We start from the raw sequence: 18,674 nt of genomic DNA on the forward strand, positions 1-18,674 counted from the left end.
TCGTCGTCGTCAGCCCCGCCACCGCCCGCCGCACGCTGAGGCGACCGGCGTGGCACCAGGCTGGCACAGCGCACGGCCCGGCGGGCGCCGAAGGCACGGTCCGGCCCTACCGGGACACGGGCGAGGCGGCCAAGCCGGCCGACCCGGCGGCTATACCGGGTGGTGGATCGGCCCGGCGAGTGCTGTCAGCGGGTGGCCGGTCCCGCCCCAGCGGCCCGCCACGATCTGGGCGGCCACGCTCACCGCGGTCTCCTCCGGGGTACGCCCGCCGAGGTCCAGCCCGATCGGCGAGGCGAGCCGGGCGAGCTGCGCCGCATCGAGACCCGCCTCGCGCAGTCGCTTGTGCCGCTCGTCGTGGGTGCGTCGTGACCCCATCGCGCCGACGTACGCCAGCCGGTGGCGCAGCGCCAGCGCCAGCAGCGGCACGTCGAACTTCGGGTCGTGGGTCAGCACGCAGACGACGGTCCGTCCGTCGACCCGGCCGGCGTCCAGCTCCGCCCCCAGGTAGCGGTGCGGCCACTGCACCACCACCTCGTCCGCCTCCGGAAACCGTCGAGCGGTGGCGAAGACCGGCCGGGCGTCGCAGACGGTCACCCGGTAGCCGAGGAACGCGCCGATCCGGGCCACCGCGGCGGCGAAGTCGATCGCACCGAAAACGATCATCCGGGGCGGGGTGGCGTGGACGGCCACGAACAGGCTGAGGCCGGTGCCCCGGCGCTGCCCGTGATACCCGTACCGGAGCATTCCGCTGTGCCCGGTGGCGAGCAGCCCGAGGGCGTCGGCGGTGGCGGCGGCGTCCAGCCGCTCGGCGCCGAGCGAGCCGGTCACCTGGTCCCCGGTCAGCACGAGCCGCCGGCCCAGCCGCCCCGCCGGGTCGCCCGGCACCGCGCCCGGCAGGTCGCCGCCGTCGCCCGGCACCTCGCCGTCGTCGGCCGCCACGCAGGTGACCACCGCCGCCGGTTGGCCGGCCCGGCGCGCGACGGCGACTGCGTCCAACTCCGCGAGGGCGTCGGGTTCGATCCGCTCCACGAACACGTCGAGCACCCCGCCGCAGGTCAGGCCCACGGCGTACGCGTCGTCGTCGCTGACGCCGTAGCGGATCAGCTCGGGTACGCCGGTGTCGAGCACGCGGTGGGCCCGTTCGTAGAGGTCAGCCTCCACGCAGCCGCCGGAGACGCTGCCGGTGACCGTGCCGTCGGTCGCCACCAGCATGGTGGCGCCGGGCGGCTGTGGCGCGGACCGCCAGGTGGCAACGACGGTGGCCAGGGCGACCGCCTCGCCGGCCCGGCATCGGCGGTGCACCTCGTCGAACACCTCCGGCACACTTCCCCAATCTCCGTCCCGGCGCTGATTCAGCCGAGCCAACCCCGGGCCGAACCGCAGGCCGGAGTCCTTGGTCGCAAAAGCCGTAAGACGGCATTAAGCGAAGGATATGGTCGGTTTCACCAGAGGGGGTGTGAGTTGGTGAAGTCGTACGAGGCGCTGCGTACCGCGCCGAATCCGGACCACGCGGTGGTCAGAGGTCCCGGCGAGGTGGAGGTCCACCTGCACATCAACGGGGAGAGTCGGACGACGACCGTGGAGCCACGGGTCAGCCTGCTCGACGCCCTCCGCGACCGGCTCGAACTGACCGGCACCAAGAAGGGCTGCAACCAGGGCGCCTGCGGCGCGTGCACGGTGTGGGTCGACGGTCGCCGGGTGCTGGCCTGCCTGACCCTGGCGATCACCTGCGAGAGCCGCGAGGTGACCACCATCGAAGGGCTGGCCGACGGAGACACCCTGCACCCGATGCAGCGGGCCTTCCTGGACTGCGACGCGTTCCAGTGTGGGTACTGCACCCCCGGGCAGATCATGTCCGCGGTGGCGCTGCTGGCCGAGGGGCATGCCAGCGACGACACGGAGATCCGGGAGTGGATGAGCGGCAACATCTGCCGCTGCGCCGCGTACCCGCACATCCGCACGGCGATCCGCCGGATCCGCGACGGAGGCGGCGCCGATGCGGCCCGTTAGCTATTCCCGGGTCTTCGACGTCGGCACCGCCATCGGCGCGGTGAGCTCCGACCCGGAGAGCGCCTTCCTGGCCGGCGGCACCACCCAGGTCGACCTGCTGCGCATCTACGTCGAGCAGCCGCGCCGCCTCGTCGACATCAACGACCTGCCGCTGAACCGGGTCGAGGAGTTGCCCGACGGCGGGCTGCGGCTCGGCGGGCTGGCTCGGATGAGCGACGTGGCTCAGGAGCCGGAGCTGGTCCGGCGCTACCCGATGGTCGCCGAGTCGCTGCTGCTCGGCGCCTCCCCGCAACTGCGCAACATGGCCACCATGGGCGGCAACCTGCTGCAACGGGTGCGGTGCGGCTACTTCCGCGACACCGAGGCGGCCTGCAACAAGCGCCTGCCCGGTAGCGGGTGCAGCGCGTTGGAGGGCATCAACCGGGGGCATGCGGTCCTCGGCACCAGCGACCACTGCATCGCCACCCATCCGTCCGACCTGGCCGTGGCGCTGGTCGCGCTGGACGCCGTGGTGCGGACCGAGGGGCCGGGCGGTGCGCGGAGCATCCCCATCGACGACTTCTTCCTGCTGCCCGGTCAGACCCCGGAGCGGGAACACCCGTTGACCCACGGCGAGTTGGTGACCGGCATCGACCTGCCACCGGCACCGGTGGCGGCCACCTCCCGCTACATCAAGATCCGCGACCGTGAGTCGTACGAGTTCGCGCTCGCCTCGGTCGCGGTGGCCATCGCGGTCGACGGCGGCCGGATCACCGAGGTCCGGCTGGCCCTGGGCGGGGTGGCCACCAAACCGTGGCGGGCACGGGCGGCCGAGCGGGAGCTCGATGGCGCTCCGGCGACCACCGAGTCGTTCACCCGGGCCGCGGCGGCCGAGCTGGCACCGGCGGTGTCGCACGGCATGAACGCCTTCAAGATCGAGCTGGCTCGGCGGACCATGGTCCGGGCTCTGGAGCAAATGACCCAGCGGGAGGGACCGGCATGAGCCCGGCGATCGGCGGCACGCTCAATCGGGTGGACGGCCGTGCCAAGGTGCGCGGGGACGCCCGCTACTCCGCCGAGGTCGCGGTGACCGGCCTGGTCCACGCCGTGCTGGTGAACGCGACGGTGGCCAGCGGCCGGATCACCGCGATCGACACCGCCGAGGCCGAGCGGGCCGACGGGGTGCTGGCCGTGCTCACCCACCGCAACCTGAGCCGGGTCGCCAGCGTGCCGAAGCTGCTCCCGTCGCTGGCCGGGCTGGCCGCGCCGGGGCAGACCTTCTTTCCGATGCAGGACGAGGCCATCCACTACTCCGGCCAGCCGATCGCCATCGTGGTCGCCGACACCGTCGAACGCGCCGACCACGCCGGCACCCTGATCCGCGTCGAGTACGCCACCACGCCCTCCACCACCCTGCTCGACCAGGCTCGGGACCAGGCGTACGTGCCCGAACGGATCTTCGGCGGGCTGCTGCCGGGGCAGGCGTCCCGTGGTGACGTGGCGAAGGCGCTGGCTGAGGCGCAGGTGTGCGTGGACGCGACGTACCGCTTCGCGCCCAACCACCACAACCCGATCGAGCCGTCGGCCAGCACCGCGGTCTGGGAGGACGTCGACCGGCTGACCATCTACGACTCGACGCAGGGGCCGAACGCCACCCAGTTCACCGTCGCGGCGCTGCTCGGCCTGCCACCCATCTCGATCCGGGTGGTGAGCCACGCTGTCGGCGGCAGCTTCGGCTCGAAGGCGATGATCTGGCATCACCCGGCGCTGGCCGCGCTCGCCGCCCGGCAGGTCGGCCGGCCGGTACGGCTGGCGCTGACCCGGGAGCAGATGTTCACCTCCTGCGGGCACCGCGAGGAGCAGGAGCAGCGGATCACCATCGGCGCGGGTGCGGACGGCCGCATCACCGCGCTGCGCCACCACAAGCTGTCGCTCACCTCGCGCTTCGACGACTGGGCGGAGCCGTCGTTGCAGAGCCCGGCGGTGGCGTACACCAGCCCCCACTACGAGGGGATCTACCACCTGGTCCGGGGCAACACGATCACCCCGACCTTCATGCGCGCCCCGGGTGAGGCGACCGGCATGTTCGCCCTCGAGTGCGCGATGGACGAGCTGGCCGAGCGGATCGGGATCGACCCGCTGGAGCTGCGGCTGCGCAACTACTCGGAGACCGACCCGGAGAGCGGGCACCCGTGGTCCAGCAGCGGGTTGAAGGAGTGCTACCAGCGGGCGTCCGAGCTGTTCGGCTGGCGCGACCGCGACTCCCGGCCCCGGCGCGAGGGCCAGTGGCTGATCGGCAGCGGCATGGCCAGCGCGCTCTACCCGGTGACCCAGCCGGTGAACCCGCAGCGCGCCCGGGCCCGGCTCTACAACGACGGTACGGCGGTCGTCGAGGCGGGCGTGTCGGAGTTCGGCACCGGGGTCTTCACCGCGATGACCCAGGTCGCCGCGGACGCGCTCGGCCTCCCGGTGGAGCGGGTACGGTTCGTCGGCGGCAGCAGTGACCTGCCGAACGTCACCGCCGCCGTGGGTTCCGCGGGTACCAGCGCCGTCGGCTCCGCCGTACACCTCGCGGCGACGCAGCTGCGCGATGAGCTGATCCGGCGCGCGGTCGCCGACGCCCACTCGCCGTTGCACGGCGCCGATCCCGGCACGGTGGTGGTCCGGGACGGGCGGATGGTGCTGCGCGACCGGCCCGACGTCGGCGAGGCGTACGCCGACATGATGGCCCGCACCCTGACCCCGGACGCGGAGGTGCTCGGCACCTGGACGCCGCCACCGCAGGACGCCGGGTACGGGGTGCACACCTTCGGCGCGCAGATGGCCGAGGTGGCGGTCGACGCCGATCTCGGCGTCGTACGGGTGCGCCGGATGGTCGGGGTGTTCGCGCCCGGCCGGGTGCTCAACCGCAAGACGGCGCACAGCCAGTTGATGGGCGGCATGCTCTGGGGGCTCGGCCAGGCGCTGCTGGAGGCCACCCGGATGGATCCCCGGTCGGGTCGCTGGGCCAACGCCAGCCTCGGCGACTACCTGGTCGCGGTCAACGCGGACGCGCCGGACGTCGTGGTGGACACCATCGAGGTGCACGACGAGGTGGTGAACCCGCTCGGGATGAAGGGGGTCGGGGAGATCGGCGTGGTGGGTGCGGCCGCCGCGATCGCCAACGCCGTGCACCACGCCACCGGACGCCGGCAGTACGAGCTGCCGATCACGCTGGAGAAGCTGCTCTGAGGGTCGCCCGGCACCCGGTCTGACGCATCGAGGATCGGCTATTGCGCTGCGGCCGGGCGGCGTGGTGGGATGACGCATACCGGGCGGTGCGAGGGCTGCCGCGCCGCCGGTTGCCGGGTTCGTTTGACGCGAGGGCGCCGGTCCACGACAGGGACCGTTGACGGCACGTGTCCACCGGCCATTTTCCTGCCGAGGCACATCGCCGTGACCGTCGCACCCGCTCACCGCAGCGGGGCGACCAGGCCACACCCACCCGATTGCGGCGGGGCGGCTCGGGCGGCGCGCCTCGCGAGTCAGGAGAACCCGTGAAACGATCCCGTACGGCCGCGTTGCTCATCGCGGCCGTGACCCTCGCCCTGGGCGCCGTCGCCCTGACCTCCAGCCCGGAGCCCGCCGCCGCGCACGGTGCGGCGATGACCCCCGGCAGCCGTACCTTCCTGTGTTGGCAGGACGGCCTGAGCCAGACCGGTGAGATCAGGCCGAACAACCCCGCGTGCTCCGCCGCCGTGGCGCAGAGCGGGGCGAACTCGCTCTACAACTGGTTCAGCGTGCTGCGCTCCGACGCCGGCGGCCGGACCGTCGGCTTCATCCCGGACGGGCAGCTGTGCAGCGGCGGAAACTCCGGCTACAGCGGCTACGACCTGGCCCGTACCGACTGGCCGTTGACCCACCTGACCTCGGGGGCGCGGCTGGACTTCCGGTACAGCAACTGGGCGCACCACCCGGGCACCTTCTACTTCTACGTGACCAAGGACAGTTGGAGCCCGAACCGGCCGCTGGCGTGGGGCGACCTGGAGGAGCCGTTCCTGACGGTGACCAACCCGCCGCAGCGCGGCGGGGTCGGCACCAACGAGGGGCACTACTACTTCAGCGGAAACCTGCCGTCGGGCAAGAGCGGCCGGCACATCATCTACTCCCGTTGGGTGCGCTCGGACTCGCAGGAGAACTTCTTCGGCTGCTCCGACGTGACCTTCGACGGCGGCAACGGCCAGGTGACCGGCGTGGGTCCGGGCGGCACTCCCCCGCCGACCCCCACCCCGACCACCCCACCGCCGAACCCGACGACTCCCCCGCCAACCCCCACCCCGACCACCCCACCGCCGCACGGCGGTGACTGCATGGCGGTCTACAAGGTCGTCAGCGCCTGGCAGGGCGGCTTCCAGGGCGAAGTCATGATCATGAACCACGGCAGTACGCCGTTCGCCGGCTGGACCGCGAGCTGGACGTGGCCCAGCGGGCAGTCGATCAGTCAGATCTGGAACGCCACCCAGAGTTCGTCCGGTTCGTCGGTGACGGCGAGCAACGTCTCGTACAACGGCACGGTCGCGCCGGAGGGCACCACCAGCTTCGGCTTCCTGGCCAGCACCACCGGCACCAACACCCTGCCAACAGTCACCTGCGCCCGCCGCTAAACCCAACCCCGCCCCCGTCCAACCCCACCCCGAAATGATCAAGAGGTTTGCGTCATCCGGAGGCGTTCCGGTGACGCAAACCTCTTGATCAACAGGGTCGGGGCGGGCAGCGGGGTCAGCGGACCATGGAGCCGACCACCGGTTTGGTCAGCAGGGCGGACTGGTTGCGCTGGATGCCGGGGTCGAGGGTCTTGGCCACGAAGATGGCGTGCCAGATGCAGAAGATCAGCACGGTCCACACCTTGCGGGAGTGGTCGGCCTCCTCCCGCTTGTGCTCGTCCAGCAGCCGCAGCGCGTACGACAGGTCGAGCAGGTCGCCGGCGCCCGAGGTGCTCAGCACATGCCGGGCCCACTCGTACATCTCGCCGCGCAGCCAGACCCGGGTGGGGGTCGGGAAGCCCAGCTTCTTGCGGTTGACGATGGCCGGCGGGACGACGCCCTGCAACGCCTGGCGCATCGCGTACTTGGTGGCGTCCGAGCGCGGCGGCAGCTTGAGGTCCACCGGGATCTTCGCCGCCACGTCGAACACCTCGCGGTCGAGGAACGGCACCCGTACCTCCAGCGAGTGGGACATCGAGATCCGGTCGGCCTTGACCAGGATGTCCCCGCGCAGCCAGGTGTAGAGGTCGACGTACTGCATCTTGGTGACGTCGTCCAGCTCGGTGCACTCGGCGTAGATCGGCGCCGTCACGTCGGTGTAGCGCACCGAGGGGTCGTAGCGGCGCATCAGGTGCTGCTTCTCCTCCTCGGTGAACATCCGGGCGTTGCCGTAGTAGCGCTCCTCGATCGGGGTTGTGCCGCGCTCCAGGAAGCTCTTGCCCTTGACCCCCTGCGGGATCGCCTTGGAGACCGCGCGGAGCCCCTTCTGCACCCCACCGGGCAGGCCGTTGACGGTGCCGAGCGACAGTGGCTCGCGGTAGATCGTGTAACCGCCGAAGAACTCGTCGGCGCCCTCACCGGAGAGCACCACGGTGACGTGCTCGGCGGCCTTCTTGGCCACGAAGTACAGCGGCACCAGCGCCGGGTCGGCCACCGGGTCGTCCAGGTGCCAGACGATCTTCGGCAGCGCGTCGATCATGTCCTGCGGACCGATCTTGGTGGGGATGGTGGTGACGTCCAGGTGCCGGGCCGACTCCTGCGCGACGTCGATCTCCGAATACCCCGGTACGTCGTACCCGACGGTGAAGGTCAGGATGTTCGGGTTGAACTCCCGGGCCAGCGCGACCACCGCGGTGGAGTCGATGCCGCTGGACAGGAACGAACCGACCGGCACGTCGGAGCGCATGTGCATGCGCACGCTCTCCCGCAGCGTCTCCCGGATCTCGTGGTAGAGCTTCTGCTCGTCGTCGACCGGCGCCGGCCGGAACACTGGCCGGTACCAGCGGCGTACGTCGATCCGCCCGCCCGGGGTCCAGGTCAGGTACTCCCCGGAGCCGATCCGGTTGACGCCCTTGTGCAGCGTGCCGGGCTCGGGGACGTACTGCAGGGTCAGGTAGTGGCTGAGGTTGGCCGCGTCGACGCCCGCGTCGCCCTGGTAGTTGCTGTGCGCGAACGGCAGCAGCGCCTTCTTCTCCGAGGCCAGGTACAGCCCGTCGGCTGTCTCCAGGTAGTGCATCGGCTTGATGCCGAAGTAGTCGCGGGCGCCGAACGCGCGCCGTTCCTGCCGGTCCCAGATGACGAAGGCGAACATGCCGCGCAGCCGGGTGAGCACCTGCTCGCCCCAGAAGTGGTAGCCGGCGACGATCACCTCGCCGTCACCGGCGGTGGCGAACTGGGCGCCGAAGTTCCGGACCAGTTCGTCGCGCAGCTCGATGTAGTTGTAGATCTCACCGTTGAAGGTGAGCAGGTAACGGCCGTTCGCGTAGGGCAGCGGCTCGTGACTCGACGCGACGTCGATGATGGCGAGCCGCTTGTGGGCGAACACTCCGTCCGCGTATCGGCCGGAGGCGTCGCCGACCACCTCGACCCCTGTCTCGTCGGGGCCGCGGTGGTGCAGGCATTCCAACGCTCCGGCGATGTGGTCGCGGTGCGCGGCGGCGTTACCGTTCGCGCTGAAGAAGGCCAGGAGTCCGCACATGGTGGACATCTTTCCACGCGCGCCATCGGCCCGTCGCAGCCGTCCGTTGATCCAGAGCCCCCCTGGCCGGCACCATCGGGAACCGGGCGCGCGATACGGTCTGGACCAGCAACGAAGCGGAGGGAGCGGCGCAATGACCGAGGGACGCACCGACGGAACGCCGACGAACGGTACGGAATCGCATGATCCGGACTTCCCGGAGGCGTTCCTGTCCTTCATGCGGCAGGGCTGGCGGGACACCGCGCTCCCGGTCGCGCCCCGGCAGGAGGCCCCCAACTACGCCAAGCGGCGGGCCGCGCTGTCGGCGGCCTTCCCCGGCGAGACGCTGGTGATCCCGACCGGCCCCGAGAAGGTCCGGGCCAACGACACCGGGTATCCGTTCCGGCCGGGCAGTGACTTCGTCTACCTGACCGGCGACCACGACCCGGACAGCGTGCTGGTGCTGCGCCCGAACGGCTCGGGGCACGACGCCACCCTGTACATGCGGCCCCGCTCGTCCCGGGAGACCGACGAGTTCTTCCGCAGCCGGCACGGCGAGCTGTGGGTGGGCCGGCGGCACACGCTCAGCGAGAAGTCCACCGAGCTGGGCCTGCCCACCGCCGACCTGACCGGCCTGGAGGCGACGCTGGCCGACCTGGCGCCGGGGCGGACCCGGGTGCTGCGCGGCTTCGACACGCAGGTGGACGCAGCGGTACGCCCGTACGACGGCGTCCGCGCCGAAGGGCAGCCGCCGCGCGACCGGGAGCTGGCGATCGCCATCTCGGAGCAGAAGCTGGTCAAGGACGAGTGGGAGATCGGCCAACTCCAGGACGCGATTGACGCCACGGTGCGTGGCTTCGAGGACGTGGCCCGGATCCTGCCGGCCGACCGGGCGGTCTCGGAGCGGCTGCTGGAGGGGATCTTCGCGCTGCGGGCCCGGCACGACGGCAACGACGTCGGGTACGGCTCGATCGTCGGCGCTGGCGAGCACGCCACGATCCTGCACTGGGTGCACAACCACGGCGCCACTCGACCGGGTGACCTGCTGCTGATGGACATGGGTGTCGAGGGGCGCAACCTCTACACCGCCGACGTGACCCGGGTGCTGCCGGTGAGCGGTCGGTTCACCGCCCTGCAACGCCAGGTCTACGACATCGTGTACGCCTCGCAGCAGGCCGGGATCGAGGCCATCCGGCCCGGGGTGAAGTTCAAGGACGTCCACCTGACCTGCATGCGGGTGCTCGCCGAGGGCCTGGCCGAGCTGGGCCTGCTGCCGGTGAGCGTGGACGAGGCGATGGACGAGAAGTCCTCGGTCTACCGGCGGTGGACGCTGCACGGCTTCGGCCACATGCTCGGCATCGACGTGCACGACTGCTCGAACGCCCGCAAGGAGAACTACCGCGACGGCACGCTGGGCGAGGGCTACGTGCTCACCGTCGAGCCGGGGCTGTACTTCCAGCCGGAGGACGAGCTGGTCCCCGCCGAGCTGCGCGGCATCGGCGTGCGCATCGAGGACGACGTGCTGGTCACCGCGACCGGCGCGGTGAACCTGTCGGCCGGCCTGCCGCGCACCGCGGACGAGGTGGAGACCTGGCTGGCCGAGCAGCGCGAGGCGGGCCCGCGCCTGCCGGTCTGACCTCGCACGTACAACAACGGCGGGCCCCGCCGCCGGCGTCTGCGACGTATTCGTCGTGAGACTCCGGCGGCGGGGCCCGCCGGCGTCTTGGGCTGATCTTGCCGCTACCGCGCCGTACGGGATGAGTGTGTCCGACCATCACCGTTGATCCTCCGCGGCGTCCCCGCGAGCTTTCCGCCACCAGCCACGGCCTGGCGGCATCCGTGAGCTTTCCGCCACCGGTCGCGTTCTCAGCACCGGTCATGCCCAGGGGCCCTGGGCGTCCCCACTCCTGCCGTCCGCGCCGGGCATGCCCAATGTGGGGTTTCTTCGGATTCGCCCGCATAGTGAAGAACTCTCCCATACGGTGTTGTTCAGCAGCTACAACCGATTTGTAGCGAAGGCCGCCTCGCCACGGCGAAGCGACCTTGTCTGGGTACAAGGAGAGGGCAGAGAGCTCCGATGTCCAAATACCTTCGCAATAGCGATGACGCGACAGGCGAGAAGAACTCGCCGTTCCGCCGCCGCCGGCTCTGGCTTGTCACCGGCGTTGCGGGCCTCACGGGAGCGGTCAGCCTCGCGGGCGTCGCCTACGCCACAACCGGGGTAACCGGCGGACACCGACTGAATGACGTCAAGTGGTCGACCTCCCAGCTGGTCAGCGACGACGGCAAGGACGCGGCCAAGGACGACAAGGGCAAGGACGACAAGGGCAAGGACCACGAGGGCAAGGACGACAAGGACAAGGACGACAAGGACAAGGACGACCGCGATCGCGTCCGGGAGGTGGAGTGCGACGACGATGCCCTCGTCGAGGCCCTCGACCTGGCCAACCGCGACGACGGCGGCACCCTGAAGCTGGCCAAGGACTGCACCTACGAGCTCGACCAGCACGACAAGAAGTCCGAGGCGGGCCTGCCGACGATCAAGCAGGAAATCACCATCGAGGGCAACGGCGCGACGATCAAGCGGGAAGCCGAGGAGGGCTTCCGGATCTTCCGCGTAGCCAACGGCGGTGACCTGACCCTGAAGGACGTCACGATCCGCAACGGCGCCGCCGGCGAAGACCGCAAGTACGAGAAGGACGGCAAGGAAGACAAGCACGACAAGCCCAAGCCGCCGCCGAAGAAGGCGGTCCCCAGCAACCAGAACGGGACCGGGGGCGGGGCTCCGGTCGCGGAGCCGCTCGCCGATCCCGCTGCGGCTCCGGCCGCCGCCCCGGCAGCGGCTCCCGCCAAGGCTCCGGCTGCGGCTCCGGCTGCGGCTCCCGGTGGTGCCCCCGGTGGTGCTCCCGCTGTGGCTCCGGCTGCGGTCCCCGGTGGGGCTCCCGCTGCGGCTCCCGGTGGGGCTCCCGGTGCGGCTCGCGCTGCGGCTCCGGCTGCGGCTCCGGCCGCCGCTCCCGCAGCGGCTCCCGCTGCGAAGCCCACCGCCACGTCCACCAAGCCGGCCGAGGACAAGCGTGAGTGGGACGGCAAGGACAAGTCCGAGTGGGACGGCAAGGACAAGTCCGACTGGGAGGGCAAGGACAAGTCCGACTGGGACGGCAAGGACGACAAGGAGCACGAGGGCGACGGCGGTGGCATCCTGGTCGAACGCGGCGGCGAGGCCCACCTGGTGAACGCCAAGTTCGTCCTCAACAGCGCCGAGAACAACGGCGGCGCCATCGCCAACTTCGGCCGGGTCGAGGCCGAGGGCAGCACCTTCGACAACAACCACGCCGGAAAGGACGGCGGCGCCATCTTCAACGCCGGCGTCCTCGACGTCACGGGCTCCCACGACGGCAAGGGCCCCGAGTCCCGCATCACCAACAACACCGCGGGCAAGAACGGCGGCGGCGTCGCCAACGGCCACGGCGACGAGGACAAGGACAAGGAGAAGGACAAGGAGAAGAAGTACGAGTCGGGCGCCAACGGCTACGGCAAGGACGGCAAGGACAAGGACGGCAAGGCCGGCACCGTCACGATCGAGAAGACCCTGATCGAGGGCAACACCGCCAAGAAGAACGGCGGCGGCCTGTTCAGCAACGACGGCTTCGTCGAGGTCAGCTGGACCTTCATCAAGAACAACACCGCCGGCGAGAACGGCGGCGGCATCGCCGCTGTCGACACCGTCCTGACGGTCAAGAAGAGCACCATCGAGAAGAACAAGGCCCACAAGGACGGCGGCGGCGTCTACAACGTCAGCAGCGACGAGAAGAACCACGGCAAGTCCAAGGGCAAGGACGAGGAGAAGCGTGGCACGGCCACCGTCACCGACAGCGAGATCTTCGAGAACAGCGCGAACCGCTTCGGTGGAGGCTTCTTCAACGGCGAGCCCTTCGAGGACAAGCACAACGGCGGCGGCATGACCGGCCCGGCCGCCTGGCAGGGCTCCTGGTCCAACAAGGACCACGAGGACGACTCGGCCACCCTGGTCCTGCGTGACGACAAGATCAAGGAGAACTTCGCCGGCAAGAACGGCGGCGGCATCTACAACAACGAAGGCAAGGTGACCCTGACCAACACCAAGGTCACCAAGAACAAGGCCGACAACGGCAACGAGAAGGACAAGGGCAAGGACCACAAGGGGATCGCCGGCGGCATCTTCAACAACGATGGCAAGGTCAAGCTCGACGACGACTCCACCGTCACCGACAACGACCCCACCAACTGCGCCAACACCGTCGAGGACTGCTTCAACTGAGCAACGCGACAGCGGAACAGCGACGGAAAAAGGTCGACCCCCTGCCACCGGAGGTGGCAGGGGGTCGACCCGTGCGAACTAGGGCTGTACGAACACCGCGACGCTCCGCGCCGGCACGGTGAACGTGCCGGTCGTCGCGTCGAACGAGGCGGTCCGCAGCACCGGGTCGGCCGAGGTACGCAGCACCGGGTGCAGCGTCACGTCCGCCCCGCGCAACCCGGACAGCCGCTGCGTAGCAGCCTCCGGAGTGCCGTTGAAGACCACCGTGACGGAGGCCCACCGCGTATCCAGGCCACGGCCGTCCAACGTCATGGTGAGCACGCCGGGCGTCTCTGCGGTGCCGGACAGCGGGAACGCCAGCCGCCGTTGCACCTCGTCGGCGCTGCCCAGCCCGAAGACCGGCGAGGACTCGCGGATCTTCAGCAGCTCGGCGTACCGGGCGTCGGTCGTGTCGATCGCCGCGCAGCCTGGCACCAGCGCCGCATCGGCGAGCAGCGGCCGCGCGTACGACCACTTGTCCTGGTTGTCAGGCGCCGGCGGCAGGCCGGCGCCGAACCCGTTGCCCCGCGTGCAGTCCCAGCGGATCTGGTTGAACCAGTCACCGGAGTTGTACGAGTTGCGGTCCAGCGACTTCGACCGCAGCCGCCCGGTGCCGGCGGTGACGAAGCCGGTGCCCTGCCCCAGCACCACCGTGCCCAGCGCCAGCACCTGCATCCGGGAGCGGTCCACCGCTGCGGTGGCCTGCGGCAGCTTGTACGCCAACGCGTCGTACAGGATCTCGTTGTCGTGCGCGTCGACGTAGGTGACCGCCTCCCCCGGCGCGGCGGTGTAGCCGGCCGGTGAGCCGTTGTAGTCCACCTGCGCGCCGGTGACCTGCCGTCCGGCGGAATCCGTGAACCGGTACCCGCGCAGGTTGCCGGTGAGCCCCACCTTGATCAGATCGTGGGCGTGCAGCAGCCGGGCCTTCTGCTCGGCCGGTGACCCGTTGACCGCATCGCCGTTCGGGTCGGTGTAGAGCCCGGAGGCGAAGCCCTGCGCCCGCGGGTTGGCGTCGAACGGCCCGCCGCCGCGCACCGCGTCACGCAGCCGGTCGTTGAAGGTGCCGATACCGGTGCCGGCCATGTTGGCCTGGGTGGCCTGCACGAACCGGGCGTCGTTGGCGACCTCGCCGAAGTTCCAGCCCTCGCCGTAGAGCAGGATCGACCTGCCGTCCACCCCGTCGCGGGCGACGGTCAGTCGGTCCAGTGCCTTACGCACGGCCAGGATGTTCGCCTTCGGGTGGTGACCCATCAGGTCGAACCGGAAGCCGTCCACCTTGTACTGCCGGGCCCAGGTGACCAGCGAGTCGACGACCAGCTTGCCCATCATGGCGTGCTCCGGCGCGGTGTTGGCGCAGCAGGTGGAGTTGGCCACCGTGCCGTCCTCCAGCAGCCGGTGGTAGTAGCCGGGCACCACCTGGTCGAGCACCGACTTCGCGTCGGTGCCGGCCGCCGACGTGTGGTTGTAGACCACGTCCATGACCACCCGCAGGCCGGCGTCGTTCACCCCGGCGACCATCCGCCGAAACTCGGTGGTCCGCGCCGCGCCGGCCGGGTCGACCGCGTAGCCGCCCTCCGGCACGGTGTAGTGCAGCGGGTCGTAGCCCCAGTTGTAGCCGTCGGACTCGGCGACCGCCGCCACGCACTTCTGCTGCTCCTCGGAGTCGGGCGGCAGCGCCGGCAGGTCACAGGCCGGCTGGCGCTGGTCGCCCCGCTTCTCGGGGATGGTGGCGAAGTCGAACGCCGGCAGCAGGTGCAGGTGGGTGACGCCGGCGTCGCCGAGCGCCTTCAGATGGGTCATGCCGGCGGTCTTCGGGTCGGTGAAGGCAAGGAAGGTGCCCCGCCGCTCGGCCGGCACGGTGTCATCGGCGATCGAGAAGTCCCGCACCGACAGCTCGGAGACCTGCGCCTTCGCCGCCGGCACCGGGGCCGGCTTGCGCAGCGTCCGCCAGCCCGCCGGTGCCAGCGACGGGTCGTTCAGGTCGACCAACTGGCTGTGCGTGGAGTCCGCCGCCAGAGCCACCGAGTACGGGTCGGTCACCGACGCGGTGACCACCTGCTGCGCCGCCGGCTGCCACGCCTGCACCTGGTACCGGTAGTACTTCCCGATCCAGGCATGGCTGCCCCGCGCCGACCAGACCCCGGTGCGGTCGTCGCGGCGCATCGGCACCGTCTTCGGCTGCGCGGTGGGCGAGTCGAACAGTTGCAGCGCCACCGTCCGGGCGGTCGGCGCCCACAGCGCCACGCTCGGCGTACGACCGGCGAAGGTCGGCCCGAGGGTGGCGTCGGCGGCCCCGGCGTACACGTCGTCGAGCACACCGGGGATCTGCACGCCGGTCGCGGCAAGCAGGGCGCCCTCGGCGTCGCGCTCGGTGACCAGCAACTGCCCGCGCAGCGCCGCCGGCACCTTGGCCAGGTCCCCCCGGTCCAGGTTGAAGCCGCGGTACGACCACAGATGCGGGAACGCGGTGCGCTGGGCCTCGGTGAGCCCGTTGCGCTGCGCCCGCAGCGGCAGCGTGGTGTACGTCCCGGTCAGCTCCCCGTCGACCACACTCACCCCGCCGGTCGGCGCGGCGACCAGCGCGTACGTCCTGCCGTCAGTCGGCCCGGTCTGCCAGGCCACGGTGGACCGGTCGATCCAGTGCGCCTTCTGCTGGCTGATGTCGGTGTCCCCGCTGGCGCTGGTCGCGGTCGACGGCAGCAGCCGGCCCGGGGTGGCGGCGAGCAGCCACACCTCCCGGCCCGCGCTGGCGAAGTCGAGCCGCTGGTCGCCCGGCAGGTCCTTGGTGTCGCCCTGGTGGATGATGTAACTCAGCCCGGTGGCCCCGGCCGCCAGCGGCACCCGGAACACCGCGCCGAACGCGTCGGTGGAGGTCGGCGGGACCGGCGTCGACCACTCGGTCGGGTTGGCCGCTCCGTCCCACAGGTGCAGGCCCCAGCCGTCGTAGTTGCCGTCGGCCCGCCGGTAGTGGATCACCGCGGTGCCCTCCTCGACCGGCGGCGCCGGTTCACCGGTGGCCGCCTGCCGGGCTGGGTAGATCGCCGGGTCGCCCTGCTTGAGCCAGACCTCACCGGTCTGCGTGACGTCGATGCTGCGGTCCGCGCCGACGTCCTTGGTGCCGTTCCTGTCGACCACCACGAAACCCACGGACTTCGCACCCGGCTTGAGCTTCACCCAGGCGAACCGGCCGTAGGAGTCCTCCCCGGCGAACGGCTGCCCCTTCGGCCACTCGGTGACGTACGCCGGGTCGATGTCGCCCCAGGCGTACAGGCCCCAGTCGTCGTACCCGCCGGCGGGGCGCTGGTAGTGCACCACCGCCCACTCCCGGGACCCGCCCTGCTCGGGCGTGCCGACGATGGCGGTGGACCGGGCGGTCGCGGTGCGGCCCCGCCCGTCGCGGACCACCGCCTTGTACTCCACCGACGTTCCGCCGGCCAGCCCGGTCAGGTCGTGCTGCACGGTGTACGGCGCGTGGTCGGCGCTGCCCAGCAGCGTCCACCGGCCACCGGCGACGCGGGCCGCGACGGTGACGGTGGCCAGCGGGTCACCGGTCACCTTGGCGGTGACCGCGGCCCGGGTGGCCACCAGCGCGTCCGGGGCGGGGGTGGTGATGGTGACGGTCGGTTTGCCGGCCGGCTGCGCGATGGCCGTACCGGACCGGTGCACCACCGCCGACAGCGGCGGCACGGTCACGGTCAGCTTGCCGTCGGCACCCGCCGTGGCGGCACCGGACGAACCGTAGATGCCGGTGAACGTGGCGCCGGCCGACCAGGTGTCCACGGTGACAGTCTGCGCGGAGTCGGCGTTGTTCACCGCCACCACGTACTCGATGCGGTCGGCGGGGGCGACCCGGGAGGCGGCGAAGACGCCCGGCCCGTCGGCGGCGTACCTGGTGACCTGCACGCCGTCGCGCAGCGCCGGGTGCGCCTGACGCAGCCGGCCCAGCTCGGCGATGGTCCGGTACAGCGGGTGGGTGGGGTCGAACTGGTCACTGGCGTGGGTGCGGTCGGTGCCGAGCAGGTCGTCGTCGAGGTAGTCGGTGACCTTCGAGGCGAACATGTCCTGCCGGGCGTCCTTGTCCCCGCCGGGGCCGGTGAAGCCCTGCTCGTCGCCGGAGTAGATCACCGGCTGACCGCGGGTGAGGAACATCAGCTGGTGGGCCAACTGGTCGCGGCGAAGGTGGCTCGCCGGGGCGGTGCCGCCGCCAGCGATGAACGAGCCGATCCGGCCCATGTCGTGGTTGCCGAGGAAGGTGGTCAGCCGTCCGGCGTCGGTGTCCCGGGCGGCGTAGAGGTCGTCGCGGGCGTACACGTCGGCCAGTGCCTTCGCCGAGCCGGCGCCGGCGGTGTAGCCACGCGCGGCCTCCTGGAAGGCGAAGTCGATGGTGGCCGGCAGGCCACCCTGCCGGACGTAGCTGGAGCTGATCTCCGGGTCGGCGCTGTACACCTCGCCGAACATGAAGAAGTCCTTCTTGCCGGCCTTCTCGGCGGCCCGCTCGATGCCCTTGCTGAACTGCGGCCAGAAGTCCATGTTGACGTGCTTGACGGTGTCCAGCCGGAACCCGTCGACGCCGGTCGCGCCGATCCAGTCCCCGTACGCCTTGGTCAGACCCTGGACCACCTCGGGTCGCTCGGTCCACAGGTCGTCGAGGCCGGAGAAGTCGCCGTACTCGCTGTTCTCGCCGGCGAAGGTGGAGTCGCCCCGGTTGTGGTACATCGTCGCGTCGTTCAGCCAGGCCGGCACCTTGACGGTGGCGTCACCCGGGTCGGGAAAGACCGGTGTGTACGGCGCCGACGCCTGGTTCACCGGCGGGAAGGCGCGGCTGCCGTCGGCGTAGTTGCGGTCCTCGAACGCCCGCCCCTGCGCGTCGGTGTACGGCGAGGTGGCCTTGTCCACGTAGGCGTACCTGTCCTCGGCGTACTTGATCACGTCGGCCGTGTGGTTGACGATCACATCGAGGTAGATCTTGATACCGCGCTGGTGGGCGAGCTTGACCAGCCGCTTCATCTCCTCATTCGTACCGAAGTGCGGGTCCACCTGGGTGAAGTCCGTGATCCAGTAGCCGTGGTAGCCGGCCGAGATGTCGTCGCCCTTGCTCTGCACCGGCCGGTTCTTGAAGATCGGGGCGAGCCAGATGGCCGTGGTGCCCATCCCCTGGATGTAGTCCAGCTTGTCGATGACGCCCCTGAGGTCGCCGCCGTGGTAGAAGCCCTTGTCGGTCGGGTCGAGGCCGGTCCGCAGCCGGTCACCGGCGAGGCCGCCCCGGTCGTTGCGCGGATCGCCGTTGGCGAACCGGTCCGGCAGGACGAAGTAGAACTGCTCGGCGCGGGCGGTGTCGCTGCCCGCGTCGAGCAGCACCTCGGCGGTGGGCTCGTCGCGCCACTGGACCGCGCCGGCGGCGGCCAGCGGGTCGGTGCCGGACGGCCGGGGGTCCGCCTCGCCGCCGAGCTGGTGCACGGCGTCCGGGGTGCCGACGAGGGTGAGGGTGAGCAGGGAGACGAGGGCCAGCAGGGCGGTGCGCGGTATCGGCGGGGGTTTCATCGACGCCTTCCTCTGGTCGCTGATTGGCCGCACGCTAACCCTCGCCGAAACATTCTGCAATACCTTGCAAACACAGTCGCAACAAAGCAGCATCCTTGCGAAAGCAGGC

At 70.9% G+C, this 18,674-nt stretch carries 9 protein-coding genes; 6 read left to right on the forward strand and 3 right to left on the reverse strand.

Features of this window, described 5'->3' with window-relative positions; all coding sequences use genetic code 11:
- Positions 1-150: 150 nt before the first annotated feature.
- Positions 151-1,323 carry an XdhC family protein gene (locus OG470_RS33745; protein ID WP_328418699.1) on the reverse strand — a complete coding sequence of 391 codons (1,173 nt, stop codon included), beginning with the start codon at positions 1,321-1,323 and terminating at the stop codon, positions 151-153.
- A gap of 210 nt (positions 1,324-1,533) precedes the next feature.
- On the opposite strand from OG470_RS33745, the gene OG470_RS33750 reads away from it, so the two are divergent.
- From OG470_RS33750 to OG470_RS33765, 4 genes are all read left to right on the forward strand, one after another.
- Complete coding sequence (locus tag OG470_RS33750; protein ID WP_328426753.1) at positions 1,534-2,010, forward strand: (2Fe-2S)-binding protein; 477 nt, start codon at positions 1,534-1,536, stop codon at positions 2,008-2,010.
- Positions 1,997-2,992, forward strand: a complete 996-nt coding sequence (locus OG470_RS33755; protein ID WP_328418700.1) for an FAD binding domain-containing protein — start codon at positions 1,997-1,999, stop codon at positions 2,990-2,992. Before OG470_RS33750 ends, OG470_RS33755 begins: the two co-directional genes overlap by 14 nt.
- Positions 2,989-5,220 (forward strand): xanthine dehydrogenase family protein molybdopterin-binding subunit, encoded by a 2,232-nt coding sequence (locus OG470_RS33760; RefSeq protein ID WP_328418701.1) that lies wholly within the window; start codon positions 2,989-2,991, stop codon positions 5,218-5,220. Before OG470_RS33755 ends, OG470_RS33760 begins: the two co-directional genes overlap by 4 nt.
- A gap of 305 nt (positions 5,221-5,525) precedes the next feature.
- Entirely contained in the window at positions 5,526-6,632 is a 1,107-nt protein-coding gene (locus OG470_RS33765) for a lytic polysaccharide monooxygenase (RefSeq protein WP_328418702.1), read from the forward strand.
- A gap of 115 nt (positions 6,633-6,747) precedes the next feature.
- Here the strand turns inward: OG470_RS33765 and asnB are convergent, their stop codons facing one another.
- The gene (gene asnB, locus OG470_RS33770) at positions 6,748-8,709 is read right to left on the reverse strand and encodes an asparagine synthase (glutamine-hydrolyzing) (protein ID WP_328418703.1); all 1,962 of its coding nucleotides are present in this window, start codon (positions 8,707-8,709) and stop codon (positions 6,748-6,750) included.
- 133 nt (positions 8,710-8,842) lie between these two features.
- Between asnB and OG470_RS33775 the strand changes: the two genes are divergently transcribed.
- Together OG470_RS33775 and OG470_RS33780 are read left to right on the forward strand one after the other, a co-directional pair.
- The gene (locus OG470_RS33775) at positions 8,843-10,324 is read left to right on the forward strand and encodes an aminopeptidase P family protein (protein WP_328418704.1); all 1,482 of its coding nucleotides are present in this window, start codon (positions 8,843-8,845) and stop codon (positions 10,322-10,324) included.
- A gap of 441 nt (positions 10,325-10,765) precedes the next feature.
- A complete protein-coding gene (locus OG470_RS33780) occupies positions 10,766-12,985 on the forward strand; it encodes a hypothetical protein (RefSeq protein WP_328418705.1) in 2,220 nt (739 codons plus the stop codon).
- 78 nt (positions 12,986-13,063) lie between these two features.
- Here the strand turns inward: OG470_RS33780 and pulA are convergent, their stop codons facing one another.
- The gene (gene pulA / locus OG470_RS33785) at positions 13,064-18,565 is read right to left on the reverse strand and encodes a pullulanase-type alpha-1,6-glucosidase (protein ID WP_328418706.1); all 5,502 of its coding nucleotides are present in this window, start codon (positions 18,563-18,565) and stop codon (positions 13,064-13,066) included.
- Positions 18,566-18,674 lie beyond the last annotated feature (109 nt).

It is taken from the genome of Micromonospora sp. NBC_00389, from assembly GCF_036059255.1.
Taxonomy (GTDB): domain Bacteria; phylum Actinomycetota; class Actinomycetes; order Mycobacteriales; family Micromonosporaceae; genus Micromonospora.

Bases quoted from the DNA above. Each gene is read 5' to 3' on its own strand.
- OG470_RS33755 (WP_328418700.1), top strand. From the start codon at position 1,997: ATGCGGCCCGTTAGCTATTCCCGGGTCTTCGACGTCGGCACCGCCATC.
- OG470_RS33760 (WP_328418701.1), top strand. From the start codon at position 2,989: ATGAGCCCGGCGATCGGCGGCACGCTCAATCGGGTGGACGGCCGTGCC.
- asnB (WP_328418703.1), bottom strand. From the start codon at position 8,709: ATGTGCGGACTCCTGGCCTTCTTCAGCGCGAACGGTAACGCCGCCGCG.
- OG470_RS33775 (WP_328418704.1), top strand. From the start codon at position 8,843: ATGACCGAGGGACGCACCGACGGAACGCCGACGAACGGTACGGAATCG.
- OG470_RS33780 (WP_328418705.1), top strand. From the start codon at position 10,766: ATGTCCAAATACCTTCGCAATAGCGATGACGCGACAGGCGAGAAGAAC.
- pulA (WP_328418706.1), bottom strand. From the start codon at position 18,565: ATGAAACCCCCGCCGATACCGCGCACCGCCCTGCTGGCCCTCGTCTCC.